General features: G+C 69.8%; 20 protein-coding genes and 2 tRNA genes. 11 read left to right on the forward strand and 11 right to left on the reverse strand.

The features are described 5' to 3' along the window. Window positions 1–816: an SOS response-associated peptidase gene (locus tag ACI2L1_RS00795; RefSeq protein ID WP_404737148.1), complete on the reverse strand. Its 816-nt coding sequence runs from the start codon at window positions 814–816 to the stop codon at window positions 1–3. 50 nt (window positions 817–866) lie between these two features. On the opposite strand from ACI2L1_RS00795, the gene ACI2L1_RS00800 reads away from it, so the two are divergent. The 4 genes from ACI2L1_RS00800 (at window position 867) to ACI2L1_RS00815 (ending at window position 4,452) form a co-directional block, all read left to right on the forward strand. Then, window positions 867–1,580 (forward strand): M50 family metallopeptidase, encoded by a 714-nt coding sequence (locus ACI2L1_RS00800; protein ID WP_404737149.1) that lies wholly within the window; start codon window positions 867–869, stop codon window positions 1,578–1,580. 123 nt (window positions 1,581–1,703) lie between these two features. After that, window positions 1,704–3,029, forward strand: coding sequence for a 3-phosphoshikimate 1-carboxyvinyltransferase (gene aroA, locus ACI2L1_RS00805; protein ID WP_404737150.1), 1,326 nt, complete (start codon window positions 1,704–1,706; stop codon window positions 3,027–3,029). A gap of 12 nt (window positions 3,030–3,041) precedes the next feature. Then, on the forward strand, window positions 3,042–4,052 hold the full coding sequence (rsgA, locus tag ACI2L1_RS00810; RefSeq protein ID WP_404737151.1) for a ribosome small subunit-dependent GTPase A: 1,011 nt from the start codon (window positions 3,042–3,044) through the stop codon (window positions 4,050–4,052). A gap of 76 nt (window positions 4,053–4,128) precedes the next feature. Beyond that, window positions 4,129–4,452 carry a multidrug efflux SMR transporter gene (locus tag ACI2L1_RS00815; protein ID WP_007384590.1) on the forward strand — a complete coding sequence of 108 codons (324 nt, stop codon included), beginning with the start codon at window positions 4,129–4,131 and terminating at the stop codon, window positions 4,450–4,452. A gap of 18 nt (window positions 4,453–4,470) precedes the next feature. Here the strand turns inward: ACI2L1_RS00815 and ACI2L1_RS00820 are convergent, their stop codons facing one another. After that, on the reverse strand, window positions 4,471–4,722 hold the full coding sequence (locus ACI2L1_RS00820; protein ID WP_404737152.1) for a hypothetical protein: 252 nt from the start codon (window positions 4,720–4,722) through the stop codon (window positions 4,471–4,473). A gap of 10 nt (window positions 4,723–4,732) precedes the next feature. Then, window positions 4,733–5,341, reverse strand: coding sequence for a TetR/AcrR family transcriptional regulator (locus tag ACI2L1_RS00825; protein ID WP_404737153.1), 609 nt, complete (start codon window positions 5,339–5,341; stop codon window positions 4,733–4,735). A 280-nt stretch (window positions 5,342–5,621) separates the two neighbouring features. On the opposite strand from ACI2L1_RS00825, the gene hisN reads away from it, so the two are divergent. The 6 genes from hisN to ACI2L1_RS00855 all read left to right on the forward strand — a co-directional run bounded on the left by hisN (window position 5,622) and on the right by ACI2L1_RS00855 (window position 10,627). Next, window positions 5,622–6,422 (forward strand): histidinol-phosphatase, encoded by an 801-nt coding sequence (gene hisN, locus ACI2L1_RS00830; protein ID WP_404737154.1) that lies wholly within the window; start codon window positions 5,622–5,624, stop codon window positions 6,420–6,422. A 213-nt stretch (window positions 6,423–6,635) separates the two neighbouring features. Next, window positions 6,636–7,028, forward strand: a complete 393-nt coding sequence (locus ACI2L1_RS00835; RefSeq protein ID WP_404737155.1) for a cyclic nucleotide-binding/CBS domain-containing protein — start codon at window positions 6,636–6,638, stop codon at window positions 7,026–7,028. 206 nt (window positions 7,029–7,234) lie between these two features. Further along, window positions 7,235–7,651 carry a Fur family transcriptional regulator gene (locus ACI2L1_RS00840; protein WP_404737156.1) on the forward strand — a complete coding sequence of 139 codons (417 nt, stop codon included), beginning with the start codon at window positions 7,235–7,237 and terminating at the stop codon, window positions 7,649–7,651. A gap of 245 nt (window positions 7,652–7,896) precedes the next feature. Beyond that, the gene (locus ACI2L1_RS00845; RefSeq protein ID WP_404737404.1) at window positions 7,897–8,628 is read left to right on the forward strand and encodes an ABC transporter ATP-binding protein; all 732 of its coding nucleotides are present in this window, start codon (window positions 7,897–7,899) and stop codon (window positions 8,626–8,628) included. Further along, window positions 8,625–9,485 carry an ABC transporter permease gene (locus ACI2L1_RS00850; protein WP_404737157.1) on the forward strand — a complete coding sequence of 287 codons (861 nt, stop codon included), beginning with the start codon at window positions 8,625–8,627 and terminating at the stop codon, window positions 9,483–9,485. Before ACI2L1_RS00845 ends, ACI2L1_RS00850 begins: the two co-directional genes overlap by 4 nt. After that, a complete protein-coding gene (locus ACI2L1_RS00855; RefSeq protein ID WP_404737158.1) occupies window positions 9,482–10,627 on the forward strand; it encodes an ABC transporter substrate-binding protein in 1,146 nt (381 codons plus the stop codon). Before ACI2L1_RS00850 ends, ACI2L1_RS00855 begins: the two co-directional genes overlap by 4 nt. 50 nt (window positions 10,628–10,677) lie before the next feature. Here the strand turns inward: ACI2L1_RS00855 and ACI2L1_RS00860 are convergent. The 4 genes from ACI2L1_RS00860 to ACI2L1_RS00875 all read right to left on the reverse strand — a co-directional run bounded on the left by ACI2L1_RS00860 (window position 10,678) and on the right by ACI2L1_RS00875 (window position 15,985). After that, a tRNA-Met gene (locus ACI2L1_RS00860) sits at window positions 10,678–10,751 on the reverse strand. 167 nt (window positions 10,752–10,918) lie between these two features. Further along, window positions 10,919–12,754, reverse strand: coding sequence for a tetratricopeptide repeat protein (locus ACI2L1_RS00865; protein ID WP_404737159.1), 1,836 nt, complete (start codon window positions 12,752–12,754; stop codon window positions 10,919–10,921). Window positions 12,755–12,960: 206 nt separating this feature from the next. After that, a tRNA-Met gene (locus tag ACI2L1_RS00870) sits at window positions 12,961–13,034 on the reverse strand. A gap of 41 nt (window positions 13,035–13,075) precedes the next feature. Next, on the reverse strand, window positions 13,076–15,985 hold the full coding sequence (locus tag ACI2L1_RS00875) for a UPF0182 family protein (protein ID WP_404737160.1): 2,910 nt from the start codon (window positions 15,983–15,985) through the stop codon (window positions 13,076–13,078). Window positions 15,986–16,186: 201 nt separating this feature from the next. Between ACI2L1_RS00875 and ACI2L1_RS00880 the strand changes: the two genes are divergently transcribed. Further along, entirely contained in the window at window positions 16,187–16,729 is a 543-nt protein-coding gene (locus ACI2L1_RS00880) for a PPA1309 family protein (RefSeq protein WP_404737161.1), read from the forward strand. Between the two features lie 9 nt (window positions 16,730–16,738). Here ACI2L1_RS00880 and ACI2L1_RS00885 read toward each other — a convergent pair whose 3' ends face one another. The 4 genes from ACI2L1_RS00885 to ACI2L1_RS00900 form a co-directional block, all read right to left on the reverse strand. Then, complete coding sequence (locus ACI2L1_RS00885) at window positions 16,739–17,833, reverse strand: PDZ domain-containing protein (RefSeq protein ID WP_404737162.1); 1,095 nt, start codon at window positions 17,831–17,833, stop codon at window positions 16,739–16,741. A gap of 36 nt (window positions 17,834–17,869) precedes the next feature. Then, a complete protein-coding gene (locus tag ACI2L1_RS00890) occupies window positions 17,870–18,112 on the reverse strand; it encodes a hypothetical protein (RefSeq protein WP_404737425.1) in 243 nt (80 codons plus the stop codon). A gap of 55 nt (window positions 18,113–18,167) precedes the next feature. Further along, entirely contained in the window at window positions 18,168–18,629 is a 462-nt protein-coding gene (locus ACI2L1_RS00895) for a molybdenum cofactor biosynthesis protein MoaE (protein WP_404737163.1), read from the reverse strand. 219 nt (window positions 18,630–18,848) lie between these two features. After that, a complete protein-coding gene (locus ACI2L1_RS00900; RefSeq protein WP_404737164.1) occupies window positions 18,849–19,964 on the reverse strand; it encodes an SDR family oxidoreductase in 1,116 nt (371 codons plus the stop codon). Window positions 19,965–20,124: the final 160 nt, after the last annotated feature.

Genomic DNA, 20,124 nt, shown 5'->3' on the forward strand with positions numbered 1-20,124 from the left:
TCAGAAGAGTGTGCCCTCTTCGGGTCCTTCGAGTTCCTTCAGCAGCTCCGGCCCGTTGTTGCGGACGTTGCTGACGGCCGTGGAGACCGGATAGGCGCGCATGAGCCCCTCGGGCGGGGGCGCCAGCAGCGAGCGCAGGTCCTCCACGTCCGTGCGGGACGGGTCGAGCCAGGTGTCCCAGCGGTCGGCAGTGAGCATGAGCGGCATCCGCGGGTGGATGTCAACGAGCGTGCGCGGACCGTCGGCCGGCGAGACGGCCAGCGGGCCGGTCTCCGCTTCGGTGGTGATCACGGAGCAGGTCACCCACCAGGCCTGCGGGTGGTCGTCGGGCAGGGCCTTGTCCCGCCAGAACTCGTACAGCCCGGCCATCGCGAACACCGAACCGTCGGCGGGCAGCACGAAGTAGGGCTGCTTGCGCGGCCGCTTCTTCTTCCCCTCGACCTCCAGATCGCGCTCCTGCGTGCCGGTGACCCACTCGTAGTAGCCGTCGGCCGGGATGATGCAGCGGCGGCTGGAGAAGGCCCTCTTGTACGACGGCTTCTCGTGCACGGTCTCCGCGCGGGCGTTGATCATCCGGGCGGCGCCCTCGGGAGTCTTGGACCAGCTCGGGACCAGTCCCCACTTGAGCTTGCGCAGCTGTCGAACCGGCCGCGGGTCGGCCACGTCCTTAAGAGGACGGTCGAGGACGGCGTAGACCTCCTTGGTCGGGGCCACGTTGTAGTCGGGTTCCAAGGTCTCCTCGGGTTCCCACTTCTCAACCTCAAAGATTCCTGCGAGATCCTCGGGCCTACGACTCGCTGCATACCGTCCGCACATACGTGCCACACTGCCAGACTCCGTACGAGGAGAGGGAGCCACCGGGAAACATGGACACCAGCACAGCGACCTCTCTGTGGGACGAGCTCATCGGAACCCAGCCCGATCCCGATCTGTGGGTGGTGCTGGCCACCATGGTGGCGGCGCTCGCCATAGTGATCCCGCACCAGCTGTGGCGGGTCTCGCGCAACGCGATCACCATCGCCCACGAGGGCGGCCACGGGCTGGTCGCCCTGTGCACCGGCCGCCAGCTCACCGGCATACGGCTGCACTCCGACACCAGCGGTCTCACGGTCAGCCGGGGCAAGCCGCACGGCATCGGCATGATCCTCACCGCGGCGGCCGGCTACACCGCTCCCCCGCTGCTCGGCCTGGGCGGCGCCGCCCTGCTGGCCGCCGGCCGCATCACCCTGCTGCTGTGGGCGGCGACGATCCTGCTGATCGCCCTGCTGGTGATGATCCGCAACGCGTACGGGGCTCTGACGGTGGTCGTCACCGGCGGCACCTTCGTGGTGGTGTCCTGGCTCGCCGGGCCCCAGGTGCAGGCGGCGTTCGCGTACGCGGTGGTGTGGTTCCTGCTGCTCGGCGGAGTACGTCCCGCTTTCGAGCTACAGGCGAAGAGGTCGAGGGGCGGGGCGGGCGACTCGGACGCGGATCAGTTGTCCCGCCTGACTCACGTTCCGGCGGGGCTGTGGCTGTTCCTGTTCCACGCGGTGAGCCTGTGCTCCTTGATAGGTGGGGGCAGGTGGCTTCTGGAGGTGTGATGCAGCCCCGAAGGGGCGCATCACACAGGGGCGCGGGGCGGTGACATCAGCGGCTCCATCGCGGGGCGCGGCCGGCCACGATGGCGCGGCACCCGAAAGACGACCCCCGACTAAAGTAAACGCATGGCTTTGAACCCCGCAGACAACACCCTCTGGCCCGCCCCCCACGCGAGCGGAGCCGTCGACGCAACGGTCCACGTCCCAGGGTCGAAGTCAGTCACCAACCGCGCCCTCGTACTGGCAGCCCTCGCCTCGGAACCGGGCTGGCTCCGCCGCCCCCTCCGCTCCCGGGACACCCTCCTCATGGCGGCGGCTCTCCGCGAGATGGGCGTAGGCATCGAAGAAGGCGTCGGCCCCGACGGCACGGGAGAGACCTGGCGCGTCCTGCCCGCGGGCCTCCGAGGCCCCGCCACAGTGGACGTCGGCAACGCCGGCACCGTCATGCGCTTCCTCCCTCCCGTCGCCGCCCTCGCCGACGGCCCGATCCGCTTCGACGGCGACCCGAGGTCGTACGAGCGCCCCCTGCACGGCGTGATCGACGCCCTGCGCGTCCTCGGCGCCCGGATCGACGACGACGCCCGCGGCGCGCTGCCGCTCACCGTGCACGGCGGGGGCGCCCTGGACGGCGGCCCGGTCGAGATCGACGCGTCGAGCTCGTCCCAGTTCGTCTCCGCGCTGCTGCTCTCCGGCCCGCGCTTCAACCAGGGTGTCGAGGTCCGCCACATCGGCAGCTCGCTCCCCTCCCTCCCGCACATCCGTATGACCGTGGACATGTTGCGCGCGGTCGGCGCCCAGGTGGACACCCCGGAGTCGGGCGGCGAGCCGAACGTCTGGCGGGTCACGCCGGGCGCCCTGCTGGGCCGGGACCTGACCGTCGAGCCCGATCTCTCCAACGCCCAGCCGTTCCTGGCGGCGGCCCTGGTGACCGGCGGCAAGGTCGTGATCCCTGACTGGCCGGCCCGCACCACCCAGCCCGGTGACCGGCTGCGCGAGATCTTCACCGAGATGGGCGGTTCCTGCGAACTCACCGAGTACGGCCTGGTGTTCACCGGTTCGGGTGGCATCCACGGCATCGATGTCGACCTGGGTGAGGTCGGCGAGCTGACTCCCGGCATCGCGGCGGTCGCGGCCCTCGCGGACTCCCCTTCGACGCTGCGCGGGGTGGCCCATCTGCGCCTGCACGAGACTGACCGGCTGGCCGCGCTCACCAAGGAGATCAACGAACTCGGCGGTGACGTCACCGAGACCGCCGACGGTCTGCACATCCGCCCGCGCCCGCTGCACGGCGGGATCTTCCACACCTACGAGGACCACCGCATGGCCACGGCCGGCGCGATCATCGGCCTCGCGGTGGAGGGCGTGCGGATCGAGAACGTCGCGACGACGGCCAAGACTCTGCCGGACTTCCCCGACCTGTGGGCCGGGATGCTCGGGAGCGACGGAGCGTAGGGGCACGAGGAGATGCGCCGCTACGGCAAGCACACCGACGAGGACGACATCCGCAGCCGCCCCAACCGCAAGGGCAACCGGCCGCGTACGAACATCCGCCCCAAGCATGAGGAAGCCGTCGAGGGCATGGTCCTCACCGTCGACCGGGGCCGTCTGACCTGTCTGGTCGACGGCAGGGTCGTCATGGCGATGAAGGCCCGCGAACTGGGCCGCAAGGCCGCGGTCGTCGGAGACCGGGTGGCCATCGTCGGCGACCTCTCCGGCGAGAAGGACACCCTGGCCCGCATCGTCCGCATCGCGCCGCGCACCTCGGTCCTGCGCCGCACGGCGGACGACGACGATCCGTACGAGCGCGTGGTCGTCGCCAACGCCGACCAGCTCGCCATCGTCACGGCCCTCGCCGACCCGGAACCCCGCCCCCGTCTGATCGACCGCTGCCTGGTGGCCGCCTTCGACGGCGGTCTGACCCCCCTCCTGGTCCTGACGAAGTCGGACCTGGCCCAGCCCGACAAGCTGCTGGAGCTGTACGGCCACCTGGACATCCCGTACGCCGTCACCAGCCGCGAGGAGTTGGAGAGCGGGGGCGCGGCGGACGTGGTGCGCGAGCACCTCGACGGCAAGATCACGGCCTTCGTCGGTCACTCGGGCGTGGGCAAGACGACCTTGGTCAACACACTGGTCCCGGTGGAGCAGCGCCGGGTGACGGGTCATGTGAACGCGGTGACCGGCCGCGGCCGCCACACCACGACCTCGGCACTGGCGCTTCCCCTGGCGGGCGACGCCGGCTGGGTGATCGACACCCCGGGCGTACGGTCCTTCGGCCTCCACCACGTGGACCCGTCCCGCGTGATCCTCGCGTTTCCCGATCTGGTACCGGGAACCGAGGGCTGTCCGCGCGCGTGCAGTCATGATGAGCCGGACTGCGCGCTGGACGCGTGGGTGGCGGAGGGGCACGCCGATCCCGCCCGGCTGTACTCCCTGCGGCGACTGCTCGCGACACGGGAGCGGACTGAGGGGGACTGACCTCCGCGTTGTTTGGCTGTACGCGAGTTCGGTAAGTGCATAATCGCACCGAGCCGGACATACGGGAGGACAGCACATGGCGTGGCTGCTGGTGGTGGTGGCCGGGTTGCTGGAGACCGGTTTCGCCGTGTGCCTGAAGCTCTCCCACGGTTTCACCCGGCTGTGGCCGACGGTCGCGTTCTGCATCTTCGCGCTCGGCAGCTTCGGCCTGCTGACCCTGTCCCTGAAGAAGCTCGACGTGGGCCCCGCCTACGCGGTGTGGACCGGCATCGGCGCGGCGGGGACGGCGATCTACGGGATGATCTTCCTCGACGACCTGGTGTCAACTCTGAAGATCGTCTCGATCAGCCTGGTGATCATCGGGGTGATCGGACTCCAGCTCTCGGGCTCGCAGCACTAGGGCGCGGTCGGACTCCGGCTATCGGGCCCGCGGCACAAGGGCGCGGTCGGACTCCAGCCATCGGCCCCGCGCCACCAGGGCGCGGTCGGACTCCAGCCATCGGGCCCGCGGCACAAGGGCGCGGTCGGACTCCAGCCATCGGCCCCGCGCCACCAGGGCGCGGTCGGACTCCAGCCATCGGGCCCGCGGCACAAGGGCGCGGTCGGACTCCAGCCATCGGCCCCGCGCCACCAGGGCGCGGTCGGACTCCAGCCATCGGGCCCGCGGCACCAGGCGCTGTTCACGCCGGCTGTCGGTGCAGCGCGCTCCGCACCAGGTCCGCGACCCCGCCCTCACCCGGCGGGGCCGCCACGCAGGACAGGGCGAGCCGGACGGCCAGTTCGCAGGAGCGGGCGAGGTCGGCGGCGTCCGACTTGTGCACGCCGGGTCCGGCGAGCACGGTCACGGCGCGGTCGCGTACCAGCGCCACGAAGTCGCCGGGCGACGGCAGCGGTCCGTCGGCCCGGCGCTGTGCCGGTACGGCGGAGGAGGACGGCACGGCGGAGAGCGTCGGGGAGGGCAGCCGCTCGCTCCAGCAGCCGGTGAGCATGGCCCGTACGAGCGAGTTCTCCCGGGCGGACGCGGTGGTCCACTCGGCGGTCGCGGTCAGGCGCTCCCGGGCGTCGCCGTGCGCGGTGAGCGCCCGCTCGACGCCGACGAGATACCCGTCGGCCTCTCTCCTGACGAGAGCGCGGGCCAGCCCTTCCTTGCTGCCGAACTCGTTGTACAACGTCTGCCGGGACACCCCGGCCGCCGCCGCGACGTCCACCATCCTCACGGCGGACCACGGCCGACGCGCCAACGCCGTATAAGCGGCATCCAGCAGCGATTCCCGCGCAGCAGGCATCATCGCCTCCCAGGGAGCAAGCAGCTCTGCGCCCAGATTTGACGCGCACGGGGGCACTGTCAAGGGTTCGCGTGAGCATGCGGAAGCGCGCGAACTTCTTGAGCGCGTCAGCCGCACTCACCCAAAAGGGGCGCGGGGCTGTGACATCAGCGGCTCCGCCGCGGGGCGCGATCAACCACGACGCACCCGCTGCCGCCGCGCAACCCGATCCGGCACTCTCCTGGGCAGTCCACACTCCGACCCCCATAGCACCGTACCGACGTGGACAGATACCGTTCGCCACATGCCGGACTACCTTGACGACCTCCGCTTCGCCCACGTGCTAGCAGACGCGGCCGACGCGACCACCATGGACCGCTTCAAGGCAATGGACCTCAAGGTCGAGACCAAACCGGACATGACCCCGGTCAGCGAAGCCGACAAGGCGGCCGAGGAACTCATCCGCGGCCACCTCCAACGCGCCCGCCCGAGGGACGCCATCCTCGGCGAGGAGTACGGCGTACAGGGCACCGGCCCCCGCCGCTGGGTCATCGATCCGATCGACGGCACCAAGAACTACGTACGGGGCGTCCCCGTCTGGGCCACCCTGATCTCCCTGACGGAGGCGTCGGAGGGCGGCTTCCAGCCCGTCGTCGGCCTGGTCTCCGCCCCTGCCCTCGGCCGCCGCTGGTGGGCCGCGAAGGGGCACGGCGCGTTCACCGGCCGCAGCCTCTCCTCCGCCTCCCGCCTCCACGTGTCCCGCGTCGGCAAGCTCTCGGACGCCTCCTTCGCGTACTCCTCGCTGACCGGCTGGGAGGACCAGGGCCGTCTGGGCGGCTTTCTGGACCTGACCCGCGAGGTCTGGCGCACGCGCGCGTACGGCGACTTCTGGCCGTACATGATGGTCGCCGAGGGTTCGATCGACATCTGCGCGGAACCGGAGCTCTCCCTCTGGGACATGGCCGCGAACGCGATCGTCGTCACGGAGGCCGGCGGCACCTTCACCGGCCTCGACGGCCGCCCCGGCCCGCACAGCGGCAACGCGGCCGCGTCCAACGGTCTGCTCCACGACGAACTGCTCGGGTATCTGAACGAGCGCTACTAGCTCGGGTATCTGAACGAGCGCTACTAGCTCGGGTATCCGAACGAGCGCCACCAGGGAGCACAAGGAAGCACATCTGAGCGCGCACGCTCTCAATCGGCCGCGCGCGCCCTCTTGTTGACCCTCGCTTTACCTGCGACTCTGAGAGGACCCTCATTTGTGAACTTGTGAACCGATGAACTAACTCATCGGCTCCCAGGAGGTGACTCCCAACCCATGCTCGTCCGCGACGCCATGAGCACGGTGGTCCTCACCATCGGCCCCGCCCACACCCTCCGCCAGGCCGCCGCCCTGATGTCCGCCCGCCGGGTGGGCGCGGCCGTGGTCCTCGATCCCGACGGCACCGGCATCGGCATTCTGACCGAGCGCGACATCCTCAACTCCGTGGGCCTGGGCCAGAGCCCGGACACGGAGCACGCCCACGCCCACACCACCACCGACGTCGTCTTCGCCGCCCCGACCTGGACCCTGGAGGAGGCCGCGCACGCGATGGCCCACGGCGGCTTCCGGCACCTCATCGTCCTCGACGGCGGCGAGCCCACGGGCATCGTCTCGGTCCGCGACATCATCCGCTGCTGGGCGCCGACGCGACAGCGCGTGCCGGCCTAGGAGAAAGCCGGGTCCGCCCCGGGAACAGAGCAGGCTACGACAAGCGGTCCAGTGCTGGAGTCGATCCACGAAGGGCCTGATACCGCGGGCCTCCAGCCGCCTGTCGTAGCCTGCCTCTCAGCCCATATTAGACTTAATCCAATTCAAGTAGGGCTCCAAACTCACACCTGTTCGGATTCTGGTCCCCAGCTGTTAAGCTGATACGCATGAGCGACCTTTTGGAACGACTGCGCGGCCGCGGATGGCGGATGACCGCGCAGCGGCGCGTCGTGGCCGAGGTCCTCGACGGCGAGCACGTCCATCTGACGGCCGACGAGGTCCACGCACGCGCCGTGGCCAAGCTGCCCGAGATCTCCCGGGCGACCGTCTACAACACGCTGGGCGAACTGGTGACCCTCGGCGAGGTGCTCGAGGTCGCCACGGACAAGCGCGCCAAGAGGTACGACCCCAACGCCCACCAGCCGCACCACCACCTGGTCTGCGCCCAGTGCGGCGCCATCCGGGACGTCCACCCCACCGGCAACCCGCTGGCCGACCTCCCCGACTCGGAGCGCTTCGGCTTCGCCGTCTCGGACGTCGAGGTGACGTACCGGGGCGTATGCCCCAACTGCGCGGCGGCGTAAGCATCGACGACTTCCGGAGCCCCGGCACCTCATGGGTGCCGGGGCTCCGTGCTGCGTACAGGCATTGGTGCGGCCTGCGGGCTTCCCGAATCTGACGGGCCGTCATATCGTCGTGCGGCCACCCCTCTCCGTACCGAACTCCGCAAGGAGCAACCGTGGGAGATCCGCACCCCGAGACCACCGCGGGAGAACCGCCGCCCAGGGCCGCCTCGGAACATCCGCACCCCAAACTCCACGCCACCGGCCTGACCCGCACCTTCGGCCGTCCGCCCCGCTCCGTCGACGCCCTCGGCCCCCTCGACCTCAGCGTCGCCCCCGGCGAGTTCGTCTGCCTGGTCGGCCCCTCGGGCTGCGGCAAGTCGACGCTGCTGCGCATCGCCGCGGGCCTGCTCCGCCCGAGCACCGGCTCCCTGGAGATCCGCACTGCCGAGGCCCGCCCGGCTGCCATGATCTTCCAGGACTACGGCATCTACGACTGGAAATCCGTCCGCGCGAACGTCCGCTTCGGCCTGGACATCCAGCGTGTCCCGCGCCGCGAGGCGAACCGACGGGCCGACGAGTGGCTGGCCCGTATGGGCCTCACGGACTTCGCCGACGCCTACCCGGCCACCCTCTCCGGCGGCATGCGCCAACGCGTGGCGATCGCCCGCGCCCTGGCGGTCGAGCCCGAACTCCTCCTGATGGACGAGCCGTTCGCCGCCCTGGACGCCCAACTCCGCACGATCCTCCAGGACGAACTGCTCGACCTCACCCAGACCCTGCGCACCACCACCCTCTTCATCACCCACAGCCTGGAGGAGGCGATCGTGCTCGGCGACCGTGTCCTGGTGATGTCCGCCCGTCCCGGCCGCCTCATCGCCGAACACCGCCCGCCGTTCCCCCGCCCGCGCACGGGCGACATCCGCTCGGCGCCCGAATTCACGTCCCTGAAGAGCGAGTTGTGGGACCTGCTGCGCAAGGAGGCGGTGCCGGCATGACGACGGTGGCTCCCGGCAAGGAATCCGTTCTCGTACGCCGCCCGGGCCCGGAGGAGTTGCACCCCGTACGCACCCACCGCCGCAGGCGCGCCCTGGAGCTGGCCCTGGCGGTGGCCGTCCCGCTGCTCCTGGTCCTTCTGTGGCAACTGGCCGCCGCCCAGGCCTGGATAGACGAGCGCGTCTACCCGGCCCCCTCCACGATCCTGGCCGACGGCTGGGATCGGGCAGCCGCCGGCGATCTGTGGCCGGACGTCTGGGCGACCCTGAAGCGCGTCCTGGCGGGCTACGCGATCGGCACCGCCACGGGCTACGCGCTGGGCCTGCTGATGGGCTCGCTGTCCCTGGTGAGGGCGGCCCTGGAACCCCTCCTGGACGCCCTGTACGTCGTCCCGAAACTGGCCCTGCTCCCCGTCTTCCTGAACATGTTCGGCCTGGGCGAGGGCCCCCAGGTCGCCCTGGTCGCGGCGACGGTTTTCTTCTTCGTGTGGATCCAGACGATGTCGGCGGTGATGTCGATCCCCTCGGGCCACCGGGACGCGGGCCAGGTCTTCGGCGCCTCACCGTGGCAGATGTTCCGCCACGTCCTGTTGCCCGCCTCCCTCCCCTCGGTCCTGGTCGGCGCGCGCATCGCGGCGGGCGTGGCGGTCCTGGTGATCGTCGCCTCGGAACAGATAGCCGCGACCAACGGCCTGGGCCACCTGATCTTCGACGCACGCGCCCTGTTCCAGAACGACGTCATGTTCGTCGGCATCGTCTGCGTGGCCGTCCTCGGAGTCGCGTTCTCCGAACTGGTCCGCATCGCAGGCAGGTTGCTCACCCCGTGGGCACCGCGGGACCGCGGAAGGGGCCAGTCATGAAAACACGCGTGTACGGCGCAGTACTGACCGCAGCAGCCCTGCTGACGTCGACAGCCTGCACGGCGTCCCAGAATCCCGGGAGCCCGGAGTCAGGGGCGAGCGGGGGTGGGCCACGGACCGTCCGCCCGGTTGCGGGCTGCGGCGCTGACTCCTGGACCGACCCGTCGGACCTCTCCCCGACCCGCACCCCGGCCCGCTGCGACACCGGCGCCCCCGCGCCCCGGCCCCTGTCGAAGCCCCGCAAACTGACGATCGCGACGGGCACGCTGAGCGCGGAGTACGTGGCACCGCTCCAAGTGGCACTGGACAAGGGCGAGTTCAAGAAGGAGGGCCTGGACGTCACCCTGAAGGTGCTGCCGACCCCGGACTCGTTGCCGTTGCTCGCCAAGGGGGACATCGACGCGCTGTGGGCGGCACCCGAGGCTGCGGTGATGAACGGCATCAGGGGCGGCTTCGACATCCGCTGGGTCGCGGCGAACTTCGCACCCGACGCGAAGTCGAAGAGTGGCCTGTGGGTGAGGCTGAAGGACGGAGAGACCGCGGACGACGTGACCATGGCCGGCCGCAGGATGGGCACGATGATCGGCAAGGGTTCGGTGATCGCGTACCCCATGGAGAAGGCCCTCGAAAAGCACGGCGGCGGCCTCGACCGGATCCAGTACCAGCAGCTCGGCTCGGCGGACGTCCTCACGGCACTCCAGAACGGCGGCGTCGACTCGGCCTGGCTCCTGGACCCGGTCTGGCGCAACGTCGACGGCAAGCCCGGCTACGCCTTCCTGGGCGGCCAGCCCCTCGGCGAGCCACTGGGCGGCATGCTCTACGGCCCCGGCCTCCTGAACGACGACGTGGACGCGGGGGTCGCCCTGCTGCGGGCGTACATCCGCACGGTGAACACCTACTTCACGGCCGACTACAAGTCGGATGCGACCTTCGTCACCTACTTGGCGAAGCTCCTGAAGACCGACGAGGAGATCCTGAAATCCACCCCGCCGCTGCGCATGGACTGGGAGATCCGCGCAGGCACGACGGACCGGCTGCAGGCGGCGTACAAGGCACAGGGCGTGGCAGGAGGCGAGCCGCTACCGGAGTCGCAGACAGTGGACCGCTCCCTGTACGAGGAATCCGTGGGCCACAAGCCCTGAAAACACCGAGGGCCGGAACCCTTGATCGGATTCCGGCCCTCGGCCTTCAGTAGCGGGGACAGGATTTGAACCTGCGACCTCTGGGTTATGAGCCCAGCGAGCTACCGAGCTGCTCCACCCCGCGTCGATGAATGCAACGTTACGTGAAGTGGGAGACCAGAAGCAAATCGTCTAACTGCACCCACCAAGGGGCGCGGGGCTGTATCAATGTGCGGCTCCGCCGCGCGGGCGCGACAAGCCACATCGGACCCGCAAGCCGCCACACGACCTGACGCGGCACCCCGCGGAGCGCTACGCCGACAGCTCCTCACGCAACGCATCCCGCAACCGAGCCGCCCGCTCAGAAACCTCCGCAGGCCCCAGCGCAACCGCCCGATCCGCCCACCCCTGCCCCTCCGCCAGCTCCCCCCGACGCGCGTAGACCAGGGCCAGGCGCAACGCCGCCCGCCCGTGCCCCGCATCGGCCGCACGGGTCCACCACACGGCGGCCTCCGGCTCACTCCCCTCCCGGGCAAGCAGCAGGCCCAGATTGAAGGCCCCGTTCCGAGATCCCGCCTCGGCGGCCTCCCGGTACCACCGAGCCGCCTCCACGACATCGCCCCGCGAAGCGGCCAGCATCCCCACCCGCACCTGAGCACGCCGATGCCCCTGAGTGGCAGCCCGTTCGTACCACTCCTCGCACTCGCTCTTCTCCAAGTGCGCGGACTCCCCGAGCGAGTGCGCGGGCACGGGCGGCCGCCTGGCGTCGAGGACGGTCGCCAGCCGATACGCGGCCTCCGCGCTGCCACCCCCCGCCGCACATCGCAGATGCTGCTCGGCGCCGGGCTCGTCACCGTCCCGCAGCCGGGCGATGCCGACCTGCAGCGCCGCCTCCGTGTGCCCGGCGGCGGCCGCCCGCTCGTACCACCGCAGCGCGACCGGCTCCTCGCCCCGCCCCGCGAACAGGATCCCGAGATTGAACGCGGCATCCACGCTCCCGGCCTCCGCGGCCTTGGAGAACCACGGCTCGGCGCCGGCCGTGTCGCCGCCCTGCAGCAGCAGAATGGCGAGCGCGTTGGCCGCCTCCCGGTGTCCCGCGTAGGCGGCCCGCCGGTACCACTGCTCGGCCTGCGCGGTCCGTCCCTGCTCCGCGCAGAGCAGCCCGAGGTTGTACGCGCCGTTGTCGTCGCCGGCGTCCATCGCCGCGCGGTACCACCGCTCGGCGGTCTGCGGCTCCCCGCGCTCGGCATGCAGGGCGCCCAGCGCGTTGGCCGCGTTGCCGTCCCCGTCCTGGGCGGCGCGCAGCCACCACACGGCGGCGCTCTCGGTGTCGCCCGCGTCCCGCAGCAGGAACCCGAGGGCGCAGGCGGCCCGCGCCTCCCCGTCCTTGGCGGAGGTCAGATACCAGCGCCCGGCCTCCTTGAGTGCTCCGCGCCGCTCCAGGATCGCCCCGAGGTGCAGCGCCGCCCGCCGGTGCCCGCGCGCGGCGGCCTGCCGGTACCACTGCTCGGCCTCGGCCCCGGCACCGTCGTCGTCCCCGGCGTCCCCCTCGGGCCTCAACCGGCGGTCAAGCGCACGGGCGAGCCGGTACGCCGCCTCCCGGTGCCCCCGCTCGGCCGCGGTACGCATCCACTGCTCGGCACCCGTATCCCCACGGTGCTCCAGCAGGTCGGCGAGCGCGTAGGCGCCCAGCGCGTGCCCCTGCTCGGCGGACTGGCGCAGCCAGTACTCGGCGGCGGGTTCGTCGCCCCTCTCACGGTGGTGGCGTCCCAGCGCGTGCGCGGCCGCGGCGGACCCGGCGACGGCGGCGATCCGCCACCAGCCTGCCGCGTCGTCGGCGTATCCGCGCTGGTGCAGCAGGACACCCAGGTTGTTGGCGGCGGCCCGGTCGCCCGCGGCGGTGGCGGCACGCAGATGGGGTTCGGCTCCGTCGAGGTCCCCGCGGCGCAGCAGCAGGGCGCCGAGGACGCTCATCGCCTCGACGTCACCGGTCTCCGCGGCCAGGCGCTGACGTGCCTCCTCGGCAGCCTCACCGGTCTCGTCCCGGTCCATGGGCTGCGACAAGTCGCCCGTCGACTCCGAAAAATCGACAGGCTGCACAAAACGCCCTGTCTCCAACAGAGTTGTCTTGTCCCCCATAACGTCCATCGTCGCACCACCTGCAACCTGGGTACACCTGGTATACCGCAGCCAGTGAGGTCACTTCAGCGTTTTGTCGACATGCCCACAGAACGACAAGTGAAACACAGTTCCCCCCAACTGCCGTCGGCGGCACGGCCGCCACTTCCCCGGCACATGCGTTCGCACATCACGAAGGCCCGGATCCTGAAAAGGATCCGGGCCTTCGATTCCAGTAGCGGGGACAGGATTTGAACCTGCGACCTCTGGGTTATGAGCCCAGCGAGCTACCGAGCTGCTCCACCCCGCGCCGTTGTGACGCAACCGTATCACGGCGCGGGGGGCATTTGATCAGCCGCTGGGACTGCTGCTCGGACTTGGACTGCCACTGGCGCTCGGGCTGCTGCTGGGCTTCGCGCTGCTGCCGCTCTTGTCCGCCGCCGCCTGGGCGTCCTCGGCCCGCTTGAGCGCGTCCTGGAGATCCTCCTGGGCCCGGCCGTACGCCTCCCAGTCGCCCTTCTTCAGGGCTTCCTGGCCGGCGTCGAAGGCCTTCTGGGCGTCTTTCAGCGCCTGTTGGACCGTCGGATCGCTGGATGTCGGCGGCGGAGTGGTCGTGTCGCCTCCGTCGTCGGCCGGTGGCTGGGTGGTCGAGGCGTCCGCTCCGAAGACCTTGTTGAGGGCCTCGTCGAGGGTGTCCTCGAAGGCGGTGTTGCCTCCGTAGGTCACCAACACCTTCCGCAGCAAGGGGTACTTCAGTCCACCACCGCGTACGTAGACCGGCTCCACGTAGAGCAGTCCGCCGTCGAGCGGCACCGTCAGGAGGTTGCCGTACTCCACGTTGGAATCGCCTCTGTTGAGGAGGCTGATGGTCTCGGCGATGTCCTGTTCGGAGTTGAACTGGCTCTGCACCTGTTTGGGCCCGTTGACCGTGGTGTTGGTCGGCAGTTTCAGGATTCTGATCTTGCCGTAGTCAGGGGTGCCCGCCTCGGCGTCGACCGTCATGAACGCACTGAGGTTGTCCCGGCCGTTGGGCGTGAACGTCGTCGTGAGCGAGAACGCCTGCGACGACTGGTCCGGCATCTTCATGCTCAGGTAGTACGGCGGCACCGCGTCGCCCGACTTGTTGGTCGGGTCGTCCGGCACCTGCCACACCTCGCTGCCGCTGAGGAAGGTGTCTGCGTCCTCGACGTGGTAGCGGGCCAGCAGCTCACGCTGGACCTTGAACAGGTCCTGCGGGTACCGCAGATGGGCCATCAGGTCGGTGGAGATGTCCTTCTTCGGCTCCACCGTGCCCGGGAACGCCTTCATCCAGGTCTTGAGGACCGGGTCCTTGGTGTCCCACTGGTAGAGCTTGACCTCGCCGGTGTACGCGTCGACGGTCGCCTTCACCGAGTTGCGGATGTAGTTGACCTGGTTCTGCTGGGCCACGACCGCGCGCTGGTTGTTCGTCGCGGTCAGCGAGTCGGCCGTGGTGTCACCGAGGGTCGTACGCGAGGAGTACGGGTAGCCGTTCGTCGTCGTGTACGCGTCGACGATCCACTGGATCTTGCCGTTCACCACCGCCGGATACGCGTCGCCGTCGATGGTCAGCCAGGGCGCGACCGCTTCGACGCGCTGCTTGGGTGTGCGGTTGTACAGGATCCGCGAACCCTCGCCGATCGCTCCGGAGTAGAGGATCTGCGGCTCGCTGAACGCCACCGCGTACGCGGCCCGGTTGATCGGGTTGGAGAGGTTGACCCCGCTCTTGGCCTCGTAGCTGTAGGTCTTCTCACCGTCGTCGTCGGAGTAGTCGATCTCCTTCTGGGGACCGCCGACGATCGAGTATTCCGTGGTCTTCTCGCCGTAGTAGACCCGCTGCTGGTACGTCCCGAGATCGCCCTGCGAAGGCAGGTTGGACTCGGTGAAGACCGGGCGGCCCTCGCTGTCGGCCTCGGTGCCCTTCGCGGCGACCACGCCGTAGCCGTGGGTGTAGCGGAAGTGGTCGTTGATCCAGTTGTTCTTCGGGATACCGGCCAGGTTCAGCTCACGCAGACCGATGACCGTGTCCTGGTCCTTGCCGTCCTTGGTGTAGCGGTCGACGTCCAGGTTGGTCGGGAACGCGTAGTAGTTACGCATCTGCTGGAGCTGCTGGAACGTCGGCGAGACGACGTTGGGGTCCACGACCCGGATGCTCGCCGTGGCGTCGACGTCGTCGCGCAGCTTGGTCTTGTCCGTGGTGGTGGCCTTGCCGGAGTACTCGGTCACCGAGGCGTCGTCGATGCCGTACGCCTCACGCGTCGCCTTGAGGTTCTTCTCGACGTACGGCGCTTCCTTGGCCTGCTCGTTCGGCTGGACCTGGAACTTCTGGACGATCGCCGGGTAGAGGCCGCCGATGAGGATCGCCGAGAGCACCATCAGGCCGAAGCCGATCACGGGCAGCTGCCAGGTGCGCCGCCACAGCGTGGCGAAGAACAGCAGCGCGCAGATGACGGCGATGCAGAACAGGATCGTCTTGGCCGGCAGGTAGGCGTTCGCGTCGACGTACCTGAGGCCGGTCCAGCTGTCGGTCGCCTTGAAGTCGCTGGACTTGACCGCGAGGCCGTACCGGTCGAGCCAGTACGCGACGGCCTTCAGGGCGACGAAGACACCGAGCAGCACCGACAGGTGCCCGGTCGCGGCGGCCGTGGCCCGCGCGCCGGGAGAGGTGATGCGCAGACCGCCGTACAGGTAATGGGTCAGCGCGGCGGCGATCACCGAGAGGATCGCGGCGGCGAAGCCGAAGCCGAGCAGGAACCGGTACCAGGGCAGGTCGAAGGTGTAGAAGGAGATGTCGAGGTGGAACTGCGGGTCCTTCTGGCCGAAGGAGACGCCGTTGACCCACATCAGCCAGGTCCGCCACTGGCTGGAGGCGGAGGCACCGGCGATCAGGCCCACCAGGGAGACGAGCCCCAGCAGCAGCCACTTCTTGTACGGCGCGATGCCCATCCGGTAGCGGTCGAGGTTCTGCTGCTCCATCGACATGGCGCTCAGCGGCGGGCGCAGCCGGTGGGCCAGCCAGATGTTGAAGCCGACCGCGAGTGCCATCAGCAGACCGAAGACGAAGAACAGCCCGATCTTGGTCCACAGAGTGGTGGTGAACACGGACGAGTAGTTCACCGAGCGGTACCAGAGCCAGTCCGTCCAGAAGCCCGCGAACATGGTGAACGCCATGCCGAGAACAGCAAGGACGCCCAGCGTCATGAGCAGGGTCCGGGCGCGCCGGGACGGGCGGCCCACTCTCATCCGCGGTCCCGTCGGGCCTCCGCCGCGGTCCGGCATCTGGAAAGCCAAGGTGCGCCCCTCGAAGTTCGCTGTCGATCCGTCAGGCCCTCGTGTTCGCGAGCCCCTGGGTGGCCCCCCGTGATCGCGGGCCCACACCTATGCAACTTACTCACCGTTTACTCGGTTCCCGATTCCGGTGACTAACGAGGCAGGATTGTGACCATGTCCAACACCCCCATGGCGGCGAGCCCGCTCACCCGGGCCGTACTCGAGATCGACGAGTACGCCTCCGGCCTCGGCTGGGACCAGCCCGCTCGCCTCTTCGCCCTCGTAGACACCGCCCGGCTGCGAGTCCAGGAACCCGCTCTCGCGAGCCAGCTCGGTCTGGAGAACGCGCAGGAGTCCTCAGGCCTGACCCCTATCGAGCAGGACAAGATTCCCGCGGGCAAGGCGCTCGACGAGTTCCTCGGCACCATCGCCTGGCCCGACGCGGTCGTGGGCTGCGCGCTCACCGTGGAGCGCCTGATGCTGCCGCCGTCCGCCGAGGCGTCCGTGCCGCAGGGGCTGAGCGAGGCCAAGCTGGCGAAGTGGGTCGCCGAGCACCCGGACCGACAGGAGGTCCGGATGACGGTCGCGGTGCTGCGCGACGGCGCCCGCGACTCGGCCCTGCGCCTGCGCGAGAAGGACTCCCCGACGGAGGTCCTCACGGGCGGCGACCTGGTGCCGGGCCTGGCGGAGGCGCTGTCGGCCACGTTCGAGGAGTAGCCCTCGCGGCTATCCCTTCGTGCACTCCGGCAGGTCGGAGGTCTTGCCCTCGCGGATGTCCTTGAGCGCGCCGAGGGCGTCGTCGATGGTGCTCACCTTGATCAGGGTGAGCCCGTCGGGGGTGTCCTTGGCAGCGGCCGCGCAGTTGTCGGCGGGCGTCAGGAAGTACTGGGCGCCCTTGTCGCGCGCGCCGACCGTCTTCATCTCGATGCCGCCGATCGGGCCGACCTTGCCGTCGTCGTCGATCGTCCCGGTGCCGGCGACGAACTTTCCGCCGGTCAGGTCGCCCGGGGTGAGCTTGTCGTAGATGCCGAGCGCGAACATCAGGCCGGCGCTCGGCCCGCCGACGTCGGCGAGCTTGATGTCGATGGTGAACGGGAAGGTGTGGTCGGTGCCGGCGGCGATCCCGACGATGGCACGCTTCTCGCCCTCGTCGTCGGAGGTCCTGGTGGTGATCGTGATCTTCTCGGTCCTGGTCGCCGTCTTGTTGGCCTTCTCGGCGGCGGCCTGCTCCTTGGCGGGCACGACCGTGAAGACGACGTCCTCGCCGGGCTTGTGCTTCGTCACCAGTTTCGCGACATCGTCCGGCGCCTTCACCGTCGTACCGTCGACGGCCTTGATCACGTCACCGGCGTGCAGCTTGCCCTCGGCCGGGGAGTCCTTGACGACGGTCGAGACAATCACCCAGGACTGCACCGGGACGTCCAGCTCCTTCAGGGCGGCGACCTTGGCGCTCTCCTGGGACTGGCTGAACTCCTCGGCGTTCTCCTGGGTCGACTGCTCCTCGGTCTTGCCGTCCGGGTAGAGCGTGTCGTGCGGCACGACCTTGTTGTCGTGCGCGAGCCAACCGTAGACGGCCTCGACGAGGTTCATCTTGTAGTCGGCGCTGGTGACCCGGACAGTGGTCATGTTCAGGTGGCCGCTCGCCGGATACGTCTTGCGTCCCGAGATCTGCAGCACCGGCTCGCCGCCGTGGTCCCCGAGGGTGTTCACCGTGGGGCCCGGTGACATCTCGGCGTAAGGCACGTTGATGAAGACTCCCGCGCACAGGAGCGCGATCAGCATCAGGGTGGAGGCGAGCATCGTCGCGGTGCGGCGTGGCATGGCACGACAGTACGGGACGCTGCTGTCAGACCATCGTCAGGTACCGGAGTGGGGCTTCTCCATGGCGGCGCGGAAACGGGCGTACCCGTCGAGCTCGGGGCCGTCGTTGCGCACCTTGCGGGTCCGGCCGGCCCAACTGCCCCACAGCCCGGCGGCGACCGCGGCGACGAACGGAATCAACAACCAGACGAGCGCCCCCATGCCGACCTCCGACCCCGCACCGAGCGACCACTGAGCGACCGCGAAAAGCTGACTGATCAGCAGATTAACCATCCGCACTGACAACGCTCATGCCAGGGGTGCGGTTACGCAACCGGAGGGGTGAAGGAAGGGTTCAGCAGGCGCCGACCCATTCCTCCGTGCCGTCAGAAAACGTCTGGTGCTTCCAGATCGGCACCTCGTGTTTGAGATCGTCGATCAGCTTTCGGCAGGCCTCGAAGGCCTCCCCGCGATGGGGACAGGAAACGGCGACGACGACGGCGAGATCCCCGACTCCGAGATCCCCGACCCGATGCACGGCGGCGAGCGCCCGCACCGGGAACTCCGCGACGACCTTCTCGGCGACCCGCCGCATCTCGGCCTCGGCACTGGGATGACACGAATACCCGAGCTTGTCGACGTCGGCGCCGCCGTCATGATTCCGCACGGTCCCGACGAACACAGCGGTGCCCCCGGCCGCGTCGTCCCCGACGGCCCGGAAGACCTCGTCGAGGGAGAGCGGGGTCTCACGAACAGCGATGAGCTTGATGGGCTCGTCGGCGGTCTGCTCACCGGGGTGGTCGTAGGTGGGTGCCATACCTCCATCGTGCCGCACGCCGGGGACAACGGGGAATGGCGTGATCGTCCGGCACGCGTGCGTGGGGCTTTGGAGCGACCTACAGGCCATTCAGCCCCTCCGGCGTTTGAGGGGCGGGGGTCCAGGGCGGAGCCCCCTGAGGACGGGACGGGACGGGAGGGGTAGGGGTAGGGGTAGGGGTAGGGGCGGCGGGGGCGAGAAAACCCGGCCCCGGCACCCTCAGATCCGCCGCCGCGCCTTCCGAGCCCGCCGTACGACAGCAGCAGCACCCAGAAGAGCGACCGTCGCTCCAGCCGCTCCCGCAGCCGTCGCATCCTTCCGCCCGAGCCGCCGCCCGGCGACCGTGTGCCGCCCGGCGACCTCCTCCAGCAGCTCCGCGAGAACCTCCTCGTTGCTCCACTGCGGCCGCCACCCGGCGTCATGCAGCCGGCTCCCGCTCACCACCCAGGGGTACATCGTGTACGCGAGATCCCCCGCGGGAGACGGCGTCAGCCCGATCCGGTGCAGACGGGCCGCCGCCCCCAACGCCACCGCCGACGGCAGCTCCATCCGCCGGATCCCACTGAGCTCCTCGATCTCCTCCTGCTCCAGCCATCCGTCACACCCGACGGCCAGCTCCCCCTCGGCCTTCTCCAGGGCTGCGTACTCCAGAGCACTGCACAGATCCTCGACATGGCAGAACTGCCAGGCGGGCCGGGACCCGGCCACCACCAAGAGCCGCGGCGACTCGAAATACCTGGTCAGAGCGGTATCCGTGCCCCCGCCCACCAGCACGGCGGGCCGGACGACGGTGACGTTGAGCCCGGGATGCGCCCGAGGAGCCCGCCGCGCGAGCCGCTCGATCTCCAGCAGATCCCCGACCCCGGTCGCCTCGGCCGTGGCCCGCAGCTCGGCGTCCTCGGACAGCGGCAGCTCGTTGTCGGGGAGCGCCCCGTAGACCATCGCGGAAGTGCACAGCACGACCCGGTGGATGCCGGCGGCCGCCGCGGCGGTCAGCACGGTCTGCGTCCCGCGCACGTTGTACGCCGTACGCGCCGCCGGATCCGTCTCCAGATCGAGATCGAGCGCCAGATGGACCACGACGTCGGCCCCGCGCAGCTTCTCCGCGATGGCCGGATCCCGCACATCCAGGACGTGCCACTGCGCCGCCGCGCACTCACCGCGCCGCTCGTCCAGCGCGATGACCTGCTTGATCTCCTCCGAGGCGGCGAGCCGCTCGGTGAGCAGCGCTCCGATGCCGGAAGCGGCGCCGGTGACAGCGACGACTGGCCCGCGCGTGGCGGGATTGGTTGACTGGTTTCGCGCTGCGCGAACCTGCGGATCAGGGGAACTCACCGGGCGTCTCCAGCGGTTGTCTTCAGTAGGAACGCGAGTGACGCGTACGTACCAGGTGGCATCCATCCTGCCGCAGGCGGAGAGTCGGCGGAGCACCGAGGCCCTAACGGCCGTTGGTGTCTACGCTGGGTGGTGTTATCGGGCAGCCGCGCCGCCGGAG

Origin of the sequence: Streptomyces sp. NPDC019531 (assembly GCF_044903305.1) — a bacterium.
Taxonomy (GTDB): domain Bacteria; phylum Actinomycetota; class Actinomycetes; order Streptomycetales; family Streptomycetaceae; genus Streptomyces.

Coding starts and splice junctions, on each gene's coding strand:
- ACI2L1_RS00885 (WP_404737162.1), bottom strand. CDS start 17,833: ATGCCACGCCGCACCGCGACGATGCTCGCCTCCACCCTGATGCTGATC.
- ACI2L1_RS00855 (WP_404737158.1), top strand. CDS start 9,482: ATGAAAACACGCGTGTACGGCGCAGTACTGACCGCAGCAGCCCTGCTG.
- ACI2L1_RS00815 (WP_007384590.1), top strand. CDS start 4,129: ATGGCGTGGCTGCTGGTGGTGGTGGCCGGGTTGCTGGAGACCGGTTTC.
- ACI2L1_RS00850 (WP_404737157.1), top strand. CDS start 8,625: ATGACGACGGTGGCTCCCGGCAAGGAATCCGTTCTCGTACGCCGCCCG.
- ACI2L1_RS00880 (WP_404737161.1), top strand. CDS start 16,187: ATGTCCAACACCCCCATGGCGGCGAGCCCGCTCACCCGGGCCGTACTC.
- ACI2L1_RS00895 (WP_404737163.1), bottom strand. CDS start 18,629: ATGGCACCCACCTACGACCACCCCGGTGAGCAGACCGCCGACGAGCCC.
- ACI2L1_RS00840 (WP_404737156.1), top strand. CDS start 7,235: ATGAGCGACCTTTTGGAACGACTGCGCGGCCGCGGATGGCGGATGACC.
- ACI2L1_RS00800 (WP_404737149.1), top strand. CDS start 867: ATGGACACCAGCACAGCGACCTCTCTGTGGGACGAGCTCATCGGAACC.
- ACI2L1_RS00825 (WP_404737153.1), bottom strand. CDS start 5,341: ATGATGCCTGCTGCGCGGGAATCGCTGCTGGATGCCGCTTATACGGCG.
- ACI2L1_RS00875 (WP_404737160.1), bottom strand. CDS start 15,985: ATGAGAGTGGGCCGCCCGTCCCGGCGCGCCCGGACCCTGCTCATGACG.
- ACI2L1_RS00865 (WP_404737159.1), bottom strand. CDS start 12,754: ATGGACGTTATGGGGGACAAGACAACTCTGTTGGAGACAGGGCGTTTT.
- ACI2L1_RS00835 (WP_404737155.1), top strand. CDS start 6,636: ATGCTCGTCCGCGACGCCATGAGCACGGTGGTCCTCACCATCGGCCCC.
- ACI2L1_RS00795 (WP_404737148.1), bottom strand. CDS start 816: ATGTGCGGACGGTATGCAGCGAGTCGTAGGCCCGAGGATCTCGCAGGA.
- aroA (WP_404737150.1), top strand. CDS start 1,704: ATGGCTTTGAACCCCGCAGACAACACCCTCTGGCCCGCCCCCCACGCG.
- rsgA (WP_404737151.1), top strand. CDS start 3,042: ATGCGCCGCTACGGCAAGCACACCGACGAGGACGACATCCGCAGCCGC.
- hisN (WP_404737154.1), top strand. CDS start 5,622: ATGCCGGACTACCTTGACGACCTCCGCTTCGCCCACGTGCTAGCAGAC.